We start from the raw sequence: 18757 nt of genomic DNA on the forward strand, positions 1-18757 counted from the left end.
GCGGCAAAGAAAAGTAGGTGCCGCCCCGCACAGGGGCGACGCCTGAAGCACGCTACCGTAACGCGGATGCCAGCGCAAAGGCATGAACACCGACCGGCGGCGCCAGAACCACAAAAACGAATCGCGGATGCCAACGAACAGCAAACAAAACCAACCCAACCCTACCCGCGAAAGCAAAACCTCAACTCACAATCAACCGCTCAGGCGCCAACACACCCTCACCCACTCTAGCGACCCCAAGCAGTTTCCCTTCACTCGCATAAACCCGCGCACGCGTACCCTGCAGCACACTCTCATCCACAGCCAGATCAGCAAGCCGTAACCGCTGACCATGGAGAAAACGGCGAGCCGCATCAGCATCGAGCTGAACAGAAGGAAACGTCGACAGCAATGCATCAACAGGCTGAATCCACGCGTCGCGCTCGTCAGGCAGCGCATCGGACAACGCATCCAGCGTCACCGAATCAGCAAGCGTCAACGCGCCGACGCCCGTGCGCCGCAGCATCACGAGATGCGCACCACACCCGAGCGCCTCGCCGATATCCTCGGCCAGCGTACGGACATACGTCCCCTTACTACACGTCACGCGAAACGTCACATCCGGCAACGCACAAGCGAGCACCTCGAGCACATGAATCGTCACCTGACGCCCTTCGCGCTCGACCGTCTGCCCAGCGCGCGCATACTCGTACAACGGCTTACCGTCACGCTTGAGCGCCGAATACATCGGCGGCACCTGAACGATCTCGCCACGAAATTGCACGAGCGCCTGCTCGACGGCAGCCTGATTGCACGTCACGTCGCGCGTTTCGATAGCTTCGCCTTCGGCATCGCCCGTCATCGTGCGAATCCCGAGCCGCATCGTGGCTTCGTACGTCTTGTCCGCCTCCAGCAAATCCTGCGAAAACTTCGTCGCTTCACCAAAACAGAGCGGCAAAAGACCTGACGCGAGCGGATCCAGCGTGCCCGTATGGCCCGCCTTCTTCGCGAGATACAGACGCTTTGCGCGAATCAGCGCGTCGTTGCTCGACAGACCAACCGGCTTGTCGAGCAGCAGCACGCCGTCCAGCGCGCGGCGCGGCACCTTCGGACGTTGATTCTGAGTCATATATGCGCGTGCCTCGACCTGCGATCAGTCGTCTTTCGCGCGCGAAGCGTTCGCCTCGTCGATCAGGCGCGACATCTCGACCGCGCGCTCGATCGTCTTGTCGTAATGGAAATGCAGCGTCGGCACCGTGTGAATATGCAGGCGCTTGAACAACAGATTGTGCAAATGGCCCGCAGCGTGATTGAGCGCGTCCTGCGTCTGATGCGGATCGCCCGTCAGCGTCGTGAAATAGACCTTCGCGTGGGCATAGTCAGGCGTCAGTTCGACGCTCTGAAACGTGACGATACCGATGCGCGGGTCTTTGACCTCGCGGATCAGATCAGACAGATCGCGTTGAATCTGATCGGCGATCTGCACATTGCGATTGGGAGAAGTACGTTTCTTAGGCATGGTGAATCCGTGATCCAAACGACCGAATAGGCAAAGTGTTCGCGCATTCGGCGGCAGCGAGCCACGGACTCCAACGCAAACACCACAAACAATCGATGCAAAAAACAAAGGGGCGGGACCGGGCTTCAGCGCCCGCCCCGCCCCTCATGCGCCTGACGCCTGAATTACAGCGTACGCGCGACTTCCGTGACTTCGAAGACTTCGAACTGATCGCCTTCCTGGACGTCGTTGAAGTTCTTCACCGACATACCGCACTCGAAGCCTTGGCGCACTTCCTTGACGTCGTCCTTGAAGCGCTTGAGCGAATCGAGCTCGCCCGTGTGGATGACGACGTTGTTGCGCAGCACGCGCACCGACGACGAACGCTTGACCACACCGTCCGTGACCATACAGCCCGCCACCGTACCGACCTTCGGCACCTTGAAGACCTGACGGACTTCGACCATGCCCGTGACGACTTCGCGCTTCTCCGGCGCCAGCATGCCGGACATCGCCGCTTTCACCTCATCCACTGCGTCATAGATGATGTTGTAGTAACGGATGTCGATGCCGTTGGTTTCGGCCAGCTTGCGCGCCTGGGCATCCGCACGCGTGTTGAAGCCGATGATGACCGCCTTCGACGCCGTTGCCAGATTGACGTCCGACTCGCTGATGCCGCCGACCGCGCTGTGCACGATCTGCACGCGCACTTCGTCGTTCGACAGTTTGAGCAGCGACTGCACCAATGCTTCCTGCGAACCCTGCACGTCGGCCTTGACGATGAGCGGCAGGTACTGCACTTCGCCTTCGCCCATCTGTTCGAGCATGTTTTCCAGCTTCGCGGCCTGCTGCTTCGCCAGCTTCACGTCGCGGAACTTGCCTTGACGGAACAATGCGACTTCGCGCGCCTTGCGGTCGTCCGGCATGACGATGACTTCTTCGCCAGCCGCCGGCACTTCCGACAGACCCTGGATTTCCACCGGGATCGACGGGCCTGCCGCCTTGGTCGGCTTGCCGGTCTCGTCGAGCATGGCACGCACGCGGCCGTAGGCGCTGCCTGCGAGCACGACGTCGCCGCGGTTCAGCGTACCCGACTGGACGAGGATCGTTGCAACCGGACCCTTACCCTTGTCGAGCTTCGCTTCGATCACGAGGCCCTTGGCCGGCGCTTCGACCGGTGCCTTCAGTTCCAGCACTTCCGCCTGCAGCAGCACGTTTTCGAGCAGATCGTCGATACCCGCGCCCGTCTTGGCCGACACCGACACGAACGGCGAATCGCCGCCGTATTCTTCCGGCACCACGCCTTCCGCGACGAGTTCCTGCTTCACGCGGTCCGGATTCGCGTCCGGCTTGTCGATCTTGTTGATCGCCACGACGAGCGGCACGCCGCCCGCCTTCGCGTGCGAGATTGCTTCCTTCGTCTGCGGCATCACGCCGTCATCCGCTGCAACGACCAGAATCACAATGTCGGTTGCCTTCGCACCACGCGCACGCATTGCCGTGAACGCTTCGTGACCCGGCGTATCGAGGAACGTGATGACGCCGCGCGGCGTTTCGACGTGATACGCGCCGATGTGCTGCGTAATGCCGCCCGCTTCGCCAGCCGCAACCTTCGCGCGACGGATGTAGTCGAGCAACGACGTCTTGCCGTGGTCGACGTGACCCATGACCGTGACGACGGGAGGACGCGGCAGCAGCGGCGCGTCGGAGACTTCGCCTTCGACCAGCATCGCTTCCGGATCGTCCAGCTTTGCCGCGACGGCATGGTGGCCCAGTTCTTCGACGACGATCATCGCCGTTTCCTGGTCCAGCATCTGGTTGATCGTGACCATCTGGCCAAGCTTCATCATCACCTTGATGACTTCCGAAGCCTTCACCGACATCTTGTGAGCAAGGTCGGCCACCGTCACGGTTTCCGGCACGTGCACTTCACGCACGATCGGCTCGGTCGGCGCCTGGAAGGTCGTGGCTTCCTGATGCTTGCCACGGCCCTTCGGACCGCCGCGCCAGCCACGATCGACGCCACCGCTCGAGTCGCCGCGCGTCTTGATGCCACGGCGCTTCGCTGCGTCGTCCTGCCAGCCACCCTTGCCGCCCGCCTTCTTCTTGTCGGCGCCGGGACCTGCCGGTTGCGCAGCCGCTGCCGGTTGCGCCGTTGCGGGCGCCGGCTTCTTCGCGGCGGGACGCGCCGACGTTTCGCCAGCCGGACGCGCCGGCTTGTGCAGCGTGCCCTTCGCTTCAGCGGGCTTGGCCGCCTCGACGGGCTTCGGTGCCGGTTCCGGCGCCTTCACCTGCGCCTTGCGCGGCGTGTTCATCATTTCGCGGATCGCGCGCGCTTCGGCTTCGGCCTTGGCGCGGCGCTTTGCGATTTCTTCCTGTTCGAGGCGCGTCTTCTCGGCCTGCTCGCGTGCAGCGTCTTCAGCCTTCTTCGCCGCTTCGCGCTGCGCTGCGCGCTCGGCCGCCGCGCGCTCTTCGTCCTGCGACGACGCACGTTCCTGCTCGGCCTGCTCGCGAGCTGCCGCTTCGGCTACCGCCGCCGCGCGCTTCTTCGCCGCTTCCTCTTCGGCGCGGCGACGCTCCGCCTCGGCCGCCTGTTCGCGTGCCTGACGCTCGGCTTCTTCGGCTGCGAGACGGTCCTGGCGCTCCTTCAGCTCCTGGGCCTGCTTCTCGAGCAGCTCCGCCTCGTGACGCGCTTCTTCCTCGCGACGCTGAAGTTCGAGTTCTTCCGCTGCGACCACATTGTTCGATGCTTCCGCGCCTTGCTCGACGGCTTCGTCACGGCGGACGAACGTACGCTTCTTGCGCACCTCGACCTGAATGGTACGAGCTTTACCCGTCGCGTCGGACTGCTTGATCTCCGACGTATGCCGCTTGGTCAGCGTGATCTTGCGCTTGTCGGCATCGTTCGAGCCGTGTGACTTGCGCAAGTGGTCAAGCAGACGCGCCTTGTCCGTTTCGGACAAGGCATCGTCCTCACTCGCTTTCTGAACACCCGCTGCGTGCAACTGCTCGAGCAGCACGCCTGCAGGCATCTTCAGTTCCGCGGCAAATTGGGCTACGTTGTTACTCGCCATTCATTCCTCTTAATGCAAGGACCAATTCCTTGCGGTTAGCATCGGGTCATGCAGCCTTACGGCCGCGATCAGGTCAGTGGTTCATGGTCTTGGATCTCATTGAAACCAGTGTTCACGGGCCTTCATAATCAACGCCTTGGCGGCGTCTTCATTCATGCCGGTCATCTCGACCAGCTCGTCGACGGCCAGTTCTGCCAGCTCGTCGCGTGTATGGATCTGATGTTCAGCCAGCTTCGCGAACAGCTCGTCGTCCATACCGTCGAGACTCTTCAGGTCGAGTGCAACGCCTTCGACCTTCTCCTCGTTCGCAATCGCCATCGTCAGCAGGGCATCACGAGCGCGGTTACGCAGTTCGTGAACCGTGTCTTCGTCGAATGCTTCGATTTCGAGCATCTCGTTGAGCGGCACGTAGGCAATCTCTTCGAGACTCGTGAAACCTTCGTCGATCAGGATGTCGGCGACTTCTTCGTCGACATCGAGACGCGCCATGAACAGGTCGCGCAGTACGCTGCGTTCCTGGTTCTGCTTTTGCGCAGACTCGTCCGGCGTCATGATGTTGATCTGCCAGCCGGTCAGTTCGCTGGCAAGACGCACGTTCTGGCCGCTGCGGCCGATGGCGACGGCCAGTTCGTTTTCGTCGACGACGACGTCCATCGAATGCTTTTCTTCATCGACGACGATCGACTGGACGGCTGCCGGCGCGAGCGCGCCGATCACAAACTGGGCGGGATCTTCCGACCATAGCACGATGTCGACGTTTTCGCCACCGAGCTCGTTACGCACGGCCTGCACGCGCGAGCCGCGAATGCCGACGCAGGTGCCGATGGGATCGATGCGCTTGTCGTAGGCGACCACGCCGATCTTCGCACGCACGCCTGGATCGCGCGCCGCCGCCTTGATTTCCAGCAGGCCCTGCTCGATTTCCGGCACTTCCATTTCGAAGAGCTTCATCAGGAACTCGGGCGCCGTGCGCGACAGTTCGATCTGCGGACCGCGCGCGGTGCGATCGACCTTGCCGATGTAGGCGCGCACACGGTCGCCGACGCGCAGGTTTTCCTTCGGAATCAGCTGGTCGCGGCGCAGCAGCGCTTCGACACGGCCCGATTCGACGATGAAGTTGCCCTTGTCGAGACGCTTGACGGTGCCCGTCATGATGCTTTCGCCGCGCTCGAGGAAATCGTTCAGGATCTGCTCGCGTTCCGCGTCGCGCACCTTCTGCAGGATCACCTGCTTGGCAGCCTGCGCGCCGATACGGCCGAATTCGATGGACGGAACGGGTTCTTCCAGGAAGTCGTCGATCTGCGCGTCGGCCTTCTGCTCACGCGCTTCGAACAGCAGGATTTCCTGATCCGGCTCCTGCAGCCCGGCTTCGTCGGGCACGACTTTCCAGCGACGGAACGTCTCGTGCTCGCCGCTTTCACGGTCGATATGAACGCGGATGTCCGCGTCTTCGTCGAAGAGTTTCTTGGATGCAGACGCGAGCGCTGCCTCGAGCGCGGCAAACACCACGTCCTTGTCGACATTTTTTTCGCGTGCCAGCGCATCCACCAGCATCAACACTTCGCGACTCATTGTTTGCGGCTCCTAAAGTCAACTTTCGGAACGAGGCGTGCCTTGTCGATATCCGCGAGCGTGAAATCCAGCATCGCGGCGCCTTCCTTCCCTTCAAATTCCAGACCGATCGTTTCGCCTTCGGGCGCATGCAGGATGCCCCGGTACGATTTCCGTCCGTCCAATGGCTTTTTCAATGTGATGACCGCCTCGCTACCCGCAAAGCGTTCGAAGTCCGCCAGTTTTTTCAGCGGACGGTCGAGACCCGGCGACGATACTTCAAGACGCTCGTAATCGATGTTTTCGACCGTCAGTACGTGCTGGAGCTGACGGGTAACTTTTTCGCAGTCTTCGATCCCGATGCCGGCGGGCTGGTCGATATACACGCACAGCATGCCGCGCCCGGTGCGCTCGAGATCGACGAGCTCATAGCCGAGGCCCACGACCGTGGTTTCAATCAGTTCCGTCAGTTGCACAGTGCCCTCTAAGATGTTCGCGCGACAAGCCTTCGCGATACACCCGCGGGCTGCGCGCCAAGCCGGCGCACGTTCGTGCTACCCGAGATGCCGATCCACATAAACTAAGCGGCAAAAAAAAATGGGCGAAACGCCCATCATCTTATTGCCGGTGGTCGCACCTGAGCCGCACATGAAACCGCACGCCCAGTGACTTCGTGATTGTAGCCATTTTTCACGATGAACGCAAACCGCCGACCGGCCACTGACGCCCATTTGCGGCTGATTCCGCCGCAATCAAGGCGAGAAACCGGGCGTTTTACCGCATTTCCCGCTGACGGCCCCGCGCGACACAAACGCCGAAGCGCCGCAAGCAGCGCGGGCCCAACGCAAACCGGGGCGCGAACGCCCCGGTCATTCAATCATGCAGCGCGGCGGGCAGATCGAGACTGCCCGCGACGACAACGCGATCAGCGTCCGCGCGAACGGTTGCGCGGCGCGCCGCCGCTGCGATTGCCGCCGCCGGCGCCAGCATTGCCGCCCGTGCGATTGCCGCCGTTGTTCGAACGGTTGCCACCCGGCGCACCGTTCGGCGTGCGGCCACCGCCGCTGCCGCCGCGCTTCGGGTTGGCGCCCGCACCCGCGCGGTTGCCCGAAGGCGCGCGATTGCCGTCGACGTCGCCGCGACCCGGACGGCCACGCCCTTCGCCGCGATTGGGTTGCCCGTTGCCGAAGCCGCCGCCCACGCCAGAATTCAACGCGCCGAAGGCACCGGCGCCCTTACCGCCACGCCGGTTCTGGCCGCCGCCTCGCGGTTGCTGCTGATCGAAACGTCCGTGCGACATCAGCACCGGCTCGCGGTTGATGAAGCCCATCGACGTCTGCATCGGATCAGGCTGACGACGCTCCGGCTCGCCGCGGCGTCCGCCCTTCTCCTCGGTCGGCGCCTTCAGGCCCACCGATGCCAGCAGGCTGCGCACCTGATTGTCCTCGAGCTCTTCCCAACGGCCGCGCTTCAGGCCGCGCGGCAGCGTGATCGGACCGTGACGCGTGCGGATCAGCCGGCTGACCATCAGGCCGACGGCCTCGAACATCCGGCGCACTTCGCGGTTGCGCCCTTCAGCCAGCGCAACGTGATACCAGTGATTCGTACCCTCGCCGCCGCCGTCGCGAATGCGCAGAAAGTTCGCCGGGCCGTCCTCCAGCTCGACGCCGTGCAACAGCTTTTGCCGGTTGCCTTCCGCCAGTTCGCCGACCACGCGCACCGCGTATTCACGCTCGACGCTGTAGCGCGGATGCATGAACCGGTTCGCCAGATCGCCCGACGTGGTCAGCATCAACAGGCCTTCCGTATTGAAGTCGAGGCGGCCGACAGCGAGCCACTTCGCGGTCTTCATCGGCGGCAGCTTGTCGAACACGGACGGACGGCCTTCCGGGTCAGCGTGGCTGACGATTTCGCCCGTCGGCTTGTGATACAGCAGCACGCGCGGCGGCTTGTTCTGCAGCTTGCGCTTGACGGGCTTGCCGTTGATGCGCACCAGATCGGTCGGCATGATGCGCTGGCCGATGTGCGCCGGTTCGCCGTTGACCGACACGCGGCCCGCGACGATCAGCTCTTCCATCTCGCGGCGCGAGCCCATGCCCGCCTCGGCGAGCACCTTGTGCAACTTGGGCGCGTCGTCGTCCGGCGACAGCACGCGCTTGGGTGCGGCGGGCCGGCCGCGGCGCAGCATCGGTGCACGCACGCCGCCCGTTGCGGAGTTGTCGGCATCGAAGGCGGGCGAAGTCACCCAGGAAAACAGATCATCCTGCTTGTCGCCTTCGGCCGCGGCCGCGGGAGCCACGTCACCCGCTTCGCCGCCACGGCTCTTGCGCTGATTGCCTTGATTACCTTGCCGGGGGCCCTGCTGGCCGCCCTGCTTGCCGCCCGCACGGCGGCCGCCCTGGCCTTGCCCCTTGGCGGCCGCGTCCTTGCGCGGCATCCGCACTTGCGCGAAGACTTCGCCGTCGGGCGGCGCTTCCGTCACGACGGGTGCCGGCTGCGCGGCAGCGTCGGCCGCCTTCGCCTTCGTCCCTGCGCGGCGGCGCGCGATCAGGCTGCGCGGGCCGCGTCGCAAACCGCGGCGCGGGCGATCGTCGCCCTCGGCGTCCGGCGCATGGGCACCGCGTTCGCTGTCGCCCGCCGACGTTTGCGCCGTGCGCGTTTCGTCGGGGCGCGCGGCAGCGACGGCGCGCTCGGATTCGGACGAATCGGTGTCGTGGATGTCTGTCAAAACAACCTCAAAATGTCAGGTCGCGCGCCCATTGCGGGCGCGGCAAAAAGTACGGTTACGTCAGGCGCTGCGCGACTCGGTTTCGTCGTCGGCGAGTTCGCCCGCGTCGGGTGCGGTGTCGCGGCGATCATGCTGATCGTCATGCACCGCTTGATTCTGGTCTGGTCCGGCCGGGTTGGCGCTAGCCGCGTCCCCAGTCTCGTTATCCAATTCGCGCGTGTCTTCGTGTTGCTCTTCCGACTGCGCGTCGAAACCGGCTTCATGAGCCAGTTCTGTCTCGTGCGTCGCCTTATCGGCGATGCGGTGTTCGGTGTGCGCCAACGCATCCGTGCGTTCGACGCTGTATTCGGCAGATTCAACAGATGCCTGCGACGCCGCGTGCACGTCTTCCTCGAACGATGCCGCTTCGTCCGCATCTGGCTGCGATTGCGTTTCTTCGCCGGCGCGCTCAGCCTCGGCGGCGACATCTGGCAGCGCGACATCTTCCTGCGCAGCATGAGCCATGCCATCGACCGCGTCTTCGACCGCTTCGCCGTCGGTGAACTCGATTGCATGCTGCGCGAGCAGATCGATGTTCGATTGCGCCGACGGGTCGTCGAGCGGCGGCAGTTCTTCGAGCGACTTCAGGCCGAGGTCGTCGAGAAACGAGCGCGTCGTCGCGTAAAGCGCCGGGCGGCCCGGCACGTCGCGATGTCCGATCACTTCGATCCAGCTGCGGTCTTCGAGCTGCTTCACGACCTGCGTGTTCACGGTCACACCGCGAATCTCCTCGATATCGCCGCGCGTGACGGGCTGCCGGTACGCGATGATCGCAAGCGTCTCGAGCACCGCGCGCGAATATTTCGGCGGCTTCTCGGGATGCAGGCGGTCGAGATACGTGCGCATCGCGGGCTTGCTCTGGAAACGCCAGCCGGACGCCAGTCCGACGAGTTCGACACCGCGTCCGGACCAATCGTGCTTCAGGTCTTCAAGCAACGTGCGGACCGTATCCGCCGACACGCCGTCGGCAAACAGCTTACGCAAATCACCGAGCTTTAACGGCTCCTGCGCGCAGATCAAGGCAGTCTCGAGGACGATCTTCGCCTCTTGGGTATTCATGCAGCTAGGTCAGACCCTGTGGTCAAAGAAACCGGATCAAACAGACGATGTGGAACTGAAGACGCGCTCGCCCGATTCTGATCGGTCATATTGATGGGAGCACGCACCGGGGGGAGGCGAAAAAGGCATCGAGCCAAACCCAGCCGGACGACGGAGCAGCGAAATTCCGCGAGGGAACCGCGTGACTGGCTGCCATATTACGCAAAAACAATCGGTGCGTAAAGACGAAATCCAAACTGCACCGTCATCGACATACATAGCCATGCATAACGCGTCGGCGCGCCGCGTGAGTTCGGCATGCGGCGCCTTTTCGCGTGGTCAGCGCATTCAACGCCCGGCGCCGTGCCGTTCGAGATAGTCCTTGAGCCGCTCGACGCCCGCGTCGAGGCGCGCGGTGTCGCACGCGTAGCACCAGCGCACGAAGCCCTCGCCTTCGGGTCCGAACGCGCTGCCGGGCGCGAGGCCGAGCCTCGCATCGCGTACCAGCGCCTTGCACAGATCGAGACTGCGCGACGCGCCCGGCAACGAGAAGAACACGTACATCGCACCCGGCGGTGCCTTCGCGTCGACGCCCGGCACGCTGGACAGCGCCCTCACCAGATGATCCCGCGAAGCCCGCAAATCGGCGACCAGTTCACGCGTGAAGGCCGCGCCCTGCTCGATGGCCGCGATGCCCGCCTGTTGCACGAACGCCGGCGAACAGGACGTGTTGTACTCGACGAGCTTGCCGAGATCGTCCATCAGCGAGGCTGGCGCGACGATCCAGCCGAGCCGCCAGCCCGTCATCAGCCACGCTTTCGAGAACGAGTTGACGCAGATCACCCGCTCGTCGCGCGCGGCGAGATCGAGAAACGACGGCGCACTGTCGCCCGGCTCGCCCGCGTAGTAGAGACGCTCGTACACCTCGTCGGCGACGATCCAGATGCCGTGGCGCCGGCAATGCTCGAGCACGATGCGCTGCTCGTCGCGGCTCATCACCCAGCCGGTCGGATTGTTCGGCGAGTTCAGCATCAACAGCTTCGTATCCGGCGTCAGCGCGGCGAGCAGCCGCTCCAGATCGAGCTGCCAGCCATCTGCACCATAACCGAGCGACACGGTGTCGACGTGCGCGCCGAGAATCTTCGGAATCTCGACGAGATTCGGCCACAGCGGCGTCACGGCGACCACGCGGTCGCCCGCGCCCACGACCAGTTGCGCCGCCAGCATCAGTGCATTGACGCCCGCGCTCGTCACGGCCACATGGTCGGCCGATGTCGGCCCGTGCAGTTCGCTCACGTAGCGCGCGAGCGTCTCACGCAACGGCGCGATGCCGAGGTTATGCGTATAGAAGGTCGCGCCCAATGCGAGCGCCGCGCTCGCGGCATCGCGAATGAACGGTGGCGTCACGCGGTCGGACTCGCCGAACCAGAACGGCAACACATCCGGCAAACCGAAGCCGGCGTTCGCCACTTCGCGGATCTGCGACGGCCGCAGCGCGCGCACCGCGTCGCGGGCATCGGGTCTGGCGGTGGGTATCGATTCAGCTAGCTGCGACTGGGGCAAGTCCGTTTGGTGCATCGAGGGTCCGGGCGGGTCTGTCGAAAGGAGCCAGTGTAACGTGTCCCAAATTACGGACGGAGTGAATCCGGCAGGCGCGCGATTGTGGCCTCAGCGCAAGTCCTCGGTCCGGCCGGGCACCTGATGAATCAGGTTCCAGACGGCGTCGGCGGCGGGCGACAGCGAGCGGTCGCGCCGCCGCACCAGCTCGACGGTCCGTTCGGCGCGCGGCACGAGCGGCCGCGCCACCAGCGACGAGTCCGCCGGCAGCGGCATCGCGAGCCACGGCAGCACGCTCACGCCGATCCCGGCCTGCACCAGTCCGAATACCGTCGACGGATGGCCGAGTTCCTGCACGATATTGGCGCTCACGCTGTGCGCTTCCAGTGCGGCGTCGATGATGGGCCGGCTGCCCGACGCGTGATCGAGCATCACCAGACGCTCGCCGTCCAGTTCACGCCACGCGACCTGGGCGCGCGACGCAAGGGGATGGTCTTCGCGCGACACGAGGCAGAAGGAGTCGGTCATCAGCGGCTCGGTGAACAGGTCGTCGGCGGACAGCGGGCCGATCACGACGCCGAAGTCCACCTCACCCGACTTGACCTTGCGCACGACGTCGCTTTGCACGTCGTCGCGCAGCCCGAGCGTGATGTACGGAAACTGGACGCCGCATGCCGCGACGATATTCGGCATCAGCCGGCACGCAATGGTCGGGCTGGCCGCCACCATCACGCGACCGCGCCGCTGCTCGCCGATTTCACGAATCTCGCGCAACGCGTCGTCGAGATCGGTCAACAGGCGCGACACACTCGCCACCAGATTGCCGCCGACGTCCGTCAACTGCACTTCGCGCGTGGTCCGGTCGATCAGCTTCAGGCCGATCTCAGCCTCCAGCTCCCGCACGCACCGGCTGACGGCGGATTGAGTCAGCCCGATCTCGCTCCCCGCGCGGCTGAAACTCTGCAGCCGTGCCACTTCGATGAACACGCGCAGTTGGCGCAGCGTCACATTCATCCCTTCTCCTCATGAATGACGTCGTTTGATGCGAATCTTATGCCTTCGAACGCGTTCGCGCACTGTTTCGTCGAATTCGCTGCAATGCAGCAAGAAGGCGCAAACGCACGCGGGACGGGCCTGATTGCACAAGATTGGTGATTGTCCCGATTTGCGTGATGAGTTTTTTGGATTCTCATACGGGCCAGGCTAACGCCCGAAACGGCTTGATGTGGCGGGGCTTCGAGGCGGTTAAGTGAAAGGTGGCACGCTTCATGCATTTCCCCTTGCACAAGAGTCGGCGCTGATTCGGACTGGTGAAAAAACGGTTCGCTACGGTAGGCCGGCTCTCCGCCGGCGCCCGATACCGATCGGGCGCATGAAGAGTGCGCAGCGCGGGGCAGCGCACCGGAGTTAGCTTCGCTGAGGTGAAACATGATGGTGTTCGACGATTTGAGAGACAACGAGTGGGCGCTGGTTGAGGCGTTGTTCTGTGCGGAGCCCGCGCGGAGCGAGCGCCGTGGTCGACCACGCGTCGAAGCTCGCGCGGTAGTCAACGCCGTGTTGTGGGTTTTGTCGACGGGCGAGGGCTGGTCCAAGTTGCCGGGCCGTTATCCGTCGCCGCCGACGTGCCGTCGTCGTTTCGACGAATGGCAAGCCGACGGTACACTCGCGGAAATTGTGAAGCGTCTCGGCACGAGCGGTCGCGAGATTTCGCTGCGCGGACGCATCGGCGCAACGGCTGCGAAGCCGCCCGCACCGCCCAGCCGCGACCGTCTGCGCGGCGCGTTCTGGACCAATCCGGAATCGTGGCGCGCGCCGGTCAAGATGGCCTGATATAGCTATTCACGCAACCGGGCGCCCTTGGGCGCCCGGCGCGTTTCTGAGGCCGGCGCCCGTCCGGCCCGATTCCCCGCGATCCGATGAGGCGCGGCACCCGTCTGCGGGCTCGGTCGCACGCGCGCGAACGCTGAGTGACGCCCTCCGCTTCCTTCACGACGGCCTGATCCGTCCGCCGATTTTCCCGCCGGTTACAACATCGGCGCGTCCGTCCATGCGCATCGCTGCAGGCGGGCGCTGACGCCCTTCCCGCCCGCCTGCGTCCGCAGTCATCCGATCGGTATATCTACGGTGACGGGACGAAACATCCATTTACTTTTATTTACAGCACGCTTTCGCAGCGCGGCATACCGTGTGAGTACGCAAACAAGCCCGTCCCGGCCGGCTTGTCGGGAACCGATCATGAGGCCAATGTCACTGTATGTCTGCGGCCTGCTCGTCTCACTGCTCACCGCGTCTGCATTCGCGCAACAACGACCGCAAGGCTGGAACTGGCGGCCGGAGCAGCCTGCCACGCTTCAGGCGTGGCAGCAGGCGGAAGCGCGCAATCAGAATTTCACGCCACCGGCGCCGCGAGGCGACCTGCGCGGCGATATCGCGAGCAACGTTCGCGCGCGGCCCGACGGCCAGCGAGACGACGTGCCGCCGCGGCCGCATGCGCCCGCGCACTAGGTGCGCGTCGCTCACACCGGCGGGGCCGGCCGCCTGGCGATGACGTACGTCGAAGATGTGCGATATCGGGAACCACCTGCGGCGCAGCCAGTCTCATCAATGCCATTAAGCACAGCGTGGCAGAAGTAATTCCGGTATGCCCGTATCCTCGCGATACGGGCTTTTTTTTGCGTCGACACTGGTCAGGTCCGCGCGCACGGCGCGCCGCCCGGAGCATATCGGGCGTCATAAAGGAAGTGTAAAAACGGGGGGAATTGGCGGCGACATGCCCTCGACGCGCCCTCATGCGGCGCGTTTTCCGCGCGCTACGTTGTTCTCACGTGCGCGCGCCCTGCGATGCACCGTCGCCTAGACGGCCGTTGCCCTCTCTCCGGCGACCGCGCCGGCGAAAACGTAGCTGCGCACACGGCGCGCGTCCCAGTCGAGAGAGCGCTCATCGCGCGCGAGCCGTGCGAATTCGGCGCGGCCGAGTTCGGTCAGCACCGCAATGTCCACAGGCGCATGGAAACCGGGCGCAGGAGCGACTGTCCGTTGACGAACGGTGTCCATCATGCCAAGCGAACGGAGATATTGAAAAACGCCCGGGCGCTTGGCCCACGGCACCTGACGGTATTGCGCCCGTCGCAGCGCCTCGAGTACGACTTCGTTGGAATAAGCGGTCATCTCACTTCTTTCTTAAAGTGCAGCCATGACTTATTTGTTCGCGACACAATGGCACGTCTGCCGACGTGCGCATGACGGAAGGCGAAGAAGTCACGCCCTAGCCGCCAATGCGGCCATTGGCCGCCGTTTATTTCGGCCCCCGTGTGAACGCCGTGCTAGCGTTCTGCTTCCAACTGGCGGCGATGCGACCGGAACGGCGCGATAGTCCGCGGGTGGAATGTCCGAATACCATACGTTACCCCAATAAAATTGATTCTCTTAACTTTATTGCTGCTTTTTTTTGCAGCTTTTATGCTGCTGCGCAGCGCCCGCACGCTAATCGGCGTGACGACCATCGTGGTTTTCTGGGCGCTCGGCGCGGGCTGGCTGGCTCAGCCCTTGCTCGATCTCGCCCAGCGCGGCGCGCCGCCCGGCGGACAGACGGTTGCTCCCGCAACCTACGCCGCTCACACCGCCATCGTGATGCTCGGCACGGGCACGATTCAACGCGACGGCAAGCTCGTTCCGCCCACGGACGGGATCGCCCGGATCGTCAAGAGCGCCGATCTCTACGCGCGCTGCAAGCAGGCCAGCCCGGTGTGCCACGTGATCATCAGCGGCGGCAATCCGCAGCGGCACGAAGCGTCGGAAGCCGACACCTACCTGCCCTACCTGCTGCGCGAAGGCGTGCCGCGGGGCGATATCATCCTCGAAAACACCAGCATGACGACGTACGAAAACGCCCGCAACGTCGCTGCCATTCTGCCGGACGGATATTACGGTTCGTTGATCCTCGTCACGTCCGCCTTTCAGATGCCGCGCGCCTTGCTCGACTTCCACCACTTCGGGATGAAGCCGCTAGCCGTCGTGTCGAACACCCGTCACGCAACGCGCGGCCTGCTACCCCGCCGGGCAAACTTCTTCAACGCCGAAATCGCGCTGCATGAACTGATCGGCATTGCGCAGTTTCATGTCTACCGGCAGATTGGCTGGTTCTGATACGCGCGCCGCGAGTGTGGAAACTTGTTTAGCTATCCGATGGATTCAAAGCGGAATTCCAGGCGACTGCCCCGGCAACCGCGCGTTCATGCAGAATGGGAAAATCTGACTTGTCGCGATACGCACGGCGAAGCGCATCACAATACGGTCGATACGCGACGGCTGCTGCGGAGCGGCTTCGCAACCGCCACCCACGAATGTAACCAGACGTAACTGTCTGTGAATTCTGTTACAGAAGTCGCGCTGGACTGAACATTGCTGGCTAGAATGCACTGTCGTTCCAACGGACAGGCCATACTCGGGTCCACAACCACTCTCTACGGAGGCAACGATGAAGAAAGTGTCCCTGGCAATCCTGGTTTCCCTTTCGGCACTGACGGGCGCGGCTTACGCGCAAGATCAAGGCGTGCGGATGAGCACCGATCCGGCAAAGGCCGCCGACGTCGAGCAGCGCGCACAAGATCTACAGGCCAAGCAGCAGGCGATGGAAAGCGCGCCGCCGGCGCAGATGAAACACCATAAGGGTATGCATCACAAGAAGCCGGCCGCGCCGGCCCAGTAAGCGCACGGCATTGCCCCATCGGCCCGCGCGCTGCAACATGCAGGCGCGCTTCGCGGCCGGATCACTCACTGCGCCATGTAAAAAGCCGAAGCCGCTCAACACGGCCTCGGCTTTTTTATTGGGCGCCGGCGGGCGTCGATGACGGACAGCGGAGATAGCCGTGACGGGCGGCACATCGCGTGTCGCGAGACGCTCATCGACGTTATGCTAAAGTCGCGCACCGAAGAATCAACCCAATTCACCCAACCCGCGTGCGCCCCTGGTGCGGAGGACAGAATGAGCAACATCCAGCTGGACATCGAATGGACTGAAGCAGCATCCCGCAAGATCGAAAAACTCATGCCGCGCGGCAATCAGGATGCGTTCCTTGCGCTGCCGCCCGTCGAATGTCTGCCGATGGAAGGCGACGTGCTGTTTCTCGGACCGGCCGGCAAGCAGCAGCCGTTCATCGTCGCGGAGCGCCAGTATCATCACGAAGGCGACGCAGACTGGACGATCATCCTGATCCTCGACGTGCCGCAAGCGACGCACTAAGCCGCACTGAGCATGTTGCGCGCTTGAATTGCTTCATCGCGCATCATTGCGCTTCAATCCGGGCCCGGCAGCCATGCTGCCGGGCCTTGCTGTTTCCGGCCTCGCCCGCTGCGCCTGCTCGCGGTTACGCGATCTTCGACACGATGCGCAATTCCGCCGATTCGATCCATTGCGCGGACGCTTGCTTGTAGGCTTCGATATGCGCGGACTTTGCGTGTGCCGCCAGTGCTTCCTCGCTTTCCCAGCGCTCGAAGAATACAAAGCGGCGCGGCTCGCGCAAATCGCGATGCAAATCGTACTGCAACGCACCGCGCTCCTTGCGCGTCGGTCCGACAATGCCCTCGAGCGCCGCGCGCAACTGCTCTTCATGGCCCGGCTTCGCCACCGAGATCGCCACCACCGCGATTTCCGACATGCTGCACTCCAGTTTTGGAAAACCAGCAGCATAGCGCCGCTGCCACAAACGCGCCGGCAATCTGCGCCAACTTCGAGTCATAACTGCGCGGACACTTGTAGCCGTCTGTGATAACCCGAACATTCGAATCGCATACGAACTGCTAGACTGATTTCGACGAACTGAACTGCACAACTGAGCGGAGTCGCGCGTGAACGGCATCGATCCGATCGCCTTCGGGCCCGACCTCCATTGCGCCGATGTAGCGCATGCCTGCCGCCGGCATGTCGCTGCACACGGGCGAGCGCCGCACGCTGCATAGGACAATCTGCCGTCATGCCAAACGTCGACGATACGACGCTCGCTGGCCTTCTGCAGCATATGGTGCAGGACGAGGCCGGATGGGCCGCGCCGTGGCGAACCATTACGTTGCGCAGCGTCTTCCAGCCGGTCGTCTCCGTGACGCATCAGCGCGTGGTCGGCTATGAAGCGCTGCTGCGCGCCTTCGATCCCGTCGGTCATCCGATCTCCCCCGCCGTGCTCTTTTCAGGCACCCGCTCGACGGCCGACGCGCGCGCGCTCGACCGTCTCGCCCGCTGCCTGCATGTGGCGAACTTCATGGCGCAAGGCATCGAGACGGGATGGCTGTTCCTGAACACGCGCCCGCAGGTATTCGAAACGGGCTGGCCGCAGCGCCCGTTCATCGATGAACTGTCGGAGCATTTCGGACTGCCGCAGGAACGCATCGTGATCGAAGTGCTCGAACAGCCCGCCGACGACGAATCCGCCGTCGCCAGCATGCTTGCCGCGTCGCAACCGCGCGAATTCCTGATTGCCATCGACGACTTCGGCACCGGCTTTTCGAACTTCGATCGCGTGTGGCGCTTCCGGCCCGACATCGTGAAGCTCGACCGCTCGCTGGTGGCGCGCGCGGGCCGCCAGGACAACGACAACTCGCTGATCGGTCATCTGATCAACATGTTGCACCAGTCGGGCACGCTGGTGCTCGCCGAAGGCGTCGAAACGGAAGACGAACTGATGACGCTGATGCAGGCCGACGTCGATTTCATCCAGGGCTACTGGTTCGGCCAGCCGAAAGCGTCGATCCAGGCGGCCACTGCGCGCGTGCCCGAGCTGATCGGGCAGATGTGGCAACGTTTCGAAAGCTACGAGCGCTCGCATTCGCGCTACCAGCGGCCGGGCTTCGAGGGTTTTACGGAAGCCGTGCTGGCGGGCGCCGCGCTCTACATGCAGACAGGCGACCTGGAAGAGGCCGCCAGGCCCGTCTTCCTGCTGCCCGACGCGCGCCGCGTGTTCGTGCTGAGCGATCGCGGCGAGCAACTGGCGCCGTCGATCACCGCGAGCGGCACGCCGTCGCCGCCCGCGCGGCTCGCGCCGCTCATTCCCGACACGCGCAACAACTGGTCGCGGCGCGCGTATTTCAAGCACGCGCTCGCCGCGCCGGGACGCGTGGCGATGATGGGGCCGCACTGTTCGCTGATGGATGGCCAGGACTGCTACACGGCGGCCGTCACCGTCCAGCGCAACGGCGCGACGCATGTGTTTTGCGTCGATTTCCTGCCCGAAGTGCGTAACGCGAGCCCCGTTTGAGGCAGTGCACGCGGCGCGGCTGTTGCGCCTGTCGTGCCCAGGTCGC

General features: G+C 63.9%; 16 protein-coding genes and 1 pseudogene. 6 read left to right on the top strand and 11 right to left on the bottom strand.

The window, feature by feature from the left end; all coding sequences use genetic code 11:
- Window positions 1–181 precede the first annotated feature (181 nt).
- The 9 genes from truB to KFO72_RS22160 form a co-directional block, all read right to left on the bottom strand.
- On the bottom strand, window positions 182–1108 hold the full coding sequence (gene truB, locus KFO72_RS22120; protein WP_224100248.1) for a tRNA pseudouridine(55) synthase TruB: 927 nt from the start codon (window positions 1106–1108) through the stop codon (window positions 182–184).
- A 24-nt stretch (window positions 1109–1132) separates the two neighbouring features.
- Window positions 1133–1498 (bottom strand): 30S ribosome-binding factor RbfA, encoded by a 366-nt coding sequence (rbfA, locus tag KFO72_RS22125; protein WP_036005647.1) that lies wholly within the window; start codon window positions 1496–1498, stop codon window positions 1133–1135.
- A gap of 164 nt (window positions 1499–1662) precedes the next feature.
- Window positions 1663–4551, bottom strand: coding sequence for a translation initiation factor IF-2 (gene infB / locus KFO72_RS22130; protein WP_054930261.1), 2889 nt, complete (start codon window positions 4549–4551; stop codon window positions 1663–1665).
- A 96-nt stretch (window positions 4552–4647) separates the two neighbouring features.
- Window positions 4648–6123 (bottom strand): transcription termination factor NusA, encoded by a 1476-nt coding sequence (gene nusA, locus KFO72_RS22135; RefSeq protein WP_036004657.1) that lies wholly within the window; start codon window positions 6121–6123, stop codon window positions 4648–4650.
- The gene (gene rimP / locus KFO72_RS22140; RefSeq protein ID WP_036004653.1) at window positions 6120–6578 is read right to left on the bottom strand and encodes a ribosome maturation factor RimP; all 459 of its coding nucleotides are present in this window, start codon (window positions 6576–6578) and stop codon (window positions 6120–6122) included. Before rimP ends, nusA begins: the two co-directional genes overlap by 4 nt.
- Before the next feature lie 449 nt (window positions 6579–7027).
- Window positions 7028–8830: a 23S rRNA pseudouridine(2605) synthase RluB gene (gene rluB, locus KFO72_RS22145; RefSeq protein WP_225033038.1), complete on the bottom strand. Its 1803-nt coding sequence runs from the start codon at window positions 8828–8830 to the stop codon at window positions 7028–7030.
- A gap of 60 nt (window positions 8831–8890) precedes the next feature.
- Window positions 8891–9928 (bottom strand): SMC-Scp complex subunit ScpB, encoded by a 1038-nt coding sequence (scpB, locus tag KFO72_RS22150; protein ID WP_225033039.1) that lies wholly within the window; start codon window positions 9926–9928, stop codon window positions 8891–8893.
- Window positions 9929–10255: 327 nt separating this feature from the next.
- Window positions 10256–11485 (bottom strand): pyridoxal phosphate-dependent aminotransferase, encoded by a 1230-nt coding sequence (locus KFO72_RS22155; RefSeq protein ID WP_225033040.1) that lies wholly within the window; start codon window positions 11483–11485, stop codon window positions 10256–10258.
- 90 nt (window positions 11486–11575) lie between these two features.
- Window positions 11576–12478 (bottom strand): LysR family transcriptional regulator, encoded by a 903-nt coding sequence (locus tag KFO72_RS22160; protein WP_054930257.1) that lies wholly within the window; start codon window positions 12476–12478, stop codon window positions 11576–11578.
- 417 nt (window positions 12479–12895) lie between these two features.
- Here KFO72_RS22160 and KFO72_RS22165 point away from each other — a divergent pair.
- Together KFO72_RS22165 and KFO72_RS22170 are read left to right on the top strand one after the other, a co-directional pair.
- A pseudogene (locus KFO72_RS22165) lies at window positions 12896–13291 on the top strand (transposase); the annotation flags it as partial.
- Window positions 13292–13699: 408 nt separating this feature from the next.
- A complete protein-coding gene (locus KFO72_RS22170; protein WP_054930256.1) occupies window positions 13700–13969 on the top strand; it encodes a hypothetical protein in 270 nt (89 codons plus the stop codon).
- A gap of 348 nt (window positions 13970–14317) precedes the next feature.
- On the opposite strand, the gene KFO72_RS22175 is transcribed toward KFO72_RS22170, so the two are convergent.
- Window positions 14318–14632 carry a hypothetical protein gene (locus KFO72_RS22175; protein WP_054930255.1) on the bottom strand — a complete coding sequence of 105 codons (315 nt, stop codon included), beginning with the start codon at window positions 14630–14632 and terminating at the stop codon, window positions 14318–14320.
- Window positions 14633–14923: 291 nt separating this feature from the next.
- Between KFO72_RS22175 and KFO72_RS22180 the strand changes: the two genes are divergently transcribed.
- From KFO72_RS22180 to KFO72_RS22190, 3 genes are all read left to right on the top strand, one after another.
- Complete coding sequence (locus KFO72_RS22180; RefSeq protein ID WP_054930254.1) at window positions 14924–15610, top strand: YdcF family protein; 687 nt, start codon at window positions 14924–14926, stop codon at window positions 15608–15610.
- A gap of 331 nt (window positions 15611–15941) precedes the next feature.
- Window positions 15942–16172 carry a hypothetical protein gene (locus tag KFO72_RS22185; RefSeq protein WP_036004626.1) on the top strand — a complete coding sequence of 77 codons (231 nt, stop codon included), beginning with the start codon at window positions 15942–15944 and terminating at the stop codon, window positions 16170–16172.
- Between the two features lie 276 nt (window positions 16173–16448).
- A complete protein-coding gene (locus tag KFO72_RS22190; protein ID WP_007588495.1) occupies window positions 16449–16706 on the top strand; it encodes a hypothetical protein in 258 nt (85 codons plus the stop codon).
- A 124-nt stretch (window positions 16707–16830) separates the two neighbouring features.
- Here KFO72_RS22190 and KFO72_RS22195 read toward each other — a convergent pair whose 3' ends face one another.
- On the bottom strand, window positions 16831–17121 hold the full coding sequence (locus KFO72_RS22195; protein ID WP_060600388.1) for a putative quinol monooxygenase: 291 nt from the start codon (window positions 17119–17121) through the stop codon (window positions 16831–16833).
- 315 nt (window positions 17122–17436) lie between these two features.
- On the opposite strand from KFO72_RS22195, the gene KFO72_RS22200 reads away from it, so the two are divergent.
- Window positions 17437–18711 (top strand): EAL domain-containing protein, encoded by a 1275-nt coding sequence (locus KFO72_RS22200; RefSeq protein WP_060600386.1) that lies wholly within the window; start codon window positions 17437–17439, stop codon window positions 18709–18711.
- Window positions 18712–18757 lie beyond the last annotated feature (46 nt).

It is taken from the genome of Paraburkholderia sp. XV, from assembly GCF_020177535.1.
GTDB classification, from domain to species: Bacteria; Pseudomonadota; Gammaproteobacteria; order Burkholderiales; family Burkholderiaceae; genus Paraburkholderia; species Paraburkholderia caribensis.

What these genes read in the sequence shown, in the direction of transcription:
- KFO72_RS22190 (WP_007588495.1), top strand. Translation starts at nt 16,449, where the DNA reads ATGAGCAACATCCAGCTGGACATCGAATGGACTGAAGCAGCATCCCGC.
- KFO72_RS22155 (WP_225033040.1), bottom strand. Translation starts at nt 11,485, where the DNA reads ATGCACCAAACGGACTTGCCCCAGTCGCAGCTAGCTGAATCGATACCC.
- KFO72_RS22185 (WP_036004626.1), top strand. Translation starts at nt 15,942, where the DNA reads ATGAAGAAAGTGTCCCTGGCAATCCTGGTTTCCCTTTCGGCACTGACG.
- KFO72_RS22180 (WP_054930254.1), top strand. Translation starts at nt 14,924, where the DNA reads ATGCTGCTGCGCAGCGCCCGCACGCTAATCGGCGTGACGACCATCGTG.
- scpB (WP_225033039.1), bottom strand. Translation starts at nt 9,928, where the DNA reads ATGAATACCCAAGAGGCGAAGATCGTCCTCGAGACTGCCTTGATCTGC.
- infB (WP_054930261.1), bottom strand. Translation starts at nt 4,551, where the DNA reads ATGGCGAGTAACAACGTAGCCCAATTTGCCGCGGAACTGAAGATGCCT.
- truB (WP_224100248.1), bottom strand. Translation starts at nt 1,108, where the DNA reads ATGACTCAGAATCAACGTCCGAAGGTGCCGCGCCGCGCGCTGGACGGC.
- KFO72_RS22175 (WP_054930255.1), bottom strand. Translation starts at nt 14,632, where the DNA reads ATGACCGCTTATTCCAACGAAGTCGTACTCGAGGCGCTGCGACGGGCG.
- KFO72_RS22160 (WP_054930257.1), bottom strand. Translation starts at nt 12,478, where the DNA reads ATGAATGTGACGCTGCGCCAACTGCGCGTGTTCATCGAAGTGGCACGG.
- KFO72_RS22195 (WP_060600388.1), bottom strand. Translation starts at nt 17,121, where the DNA reads ATGTCGGAAATCGCGGTGGTGGCGATCTCGGTGGCGAAGCCGGGCCAT.
- nusA (WP_036004657.1), bottom strand. Translation starts at nt 6,123, where the DNA reads ATGAGTCGCGAAGTGTTGATGCTGGTGGATGCGCTGGCACGCGAAAAA.
- KFO72_RS22170 (WP_054930256.1), top strand. Translation starts at nt 13,700, where the DNA reads ATGAGGCCAATGTCACTGTATGTCTGCGGCCTGCTCGTCTCACTGCTC.
- KFO72_RS22200 (WP_060600386.1), top strand. Translation starts at nt 17,437, where the DNA reads ATGCCAAACGTCGACGATACGACGCTCGCTGGCCTTCTGCAGCATATG.
- rbfA (WP_036005647.1), bottom strand. Translation starts at nt 1,498, where the DNA reads ATGCCTAAGAAACGTACTTCTCCCAATCGCAATGTGCAGATCGCCGAT.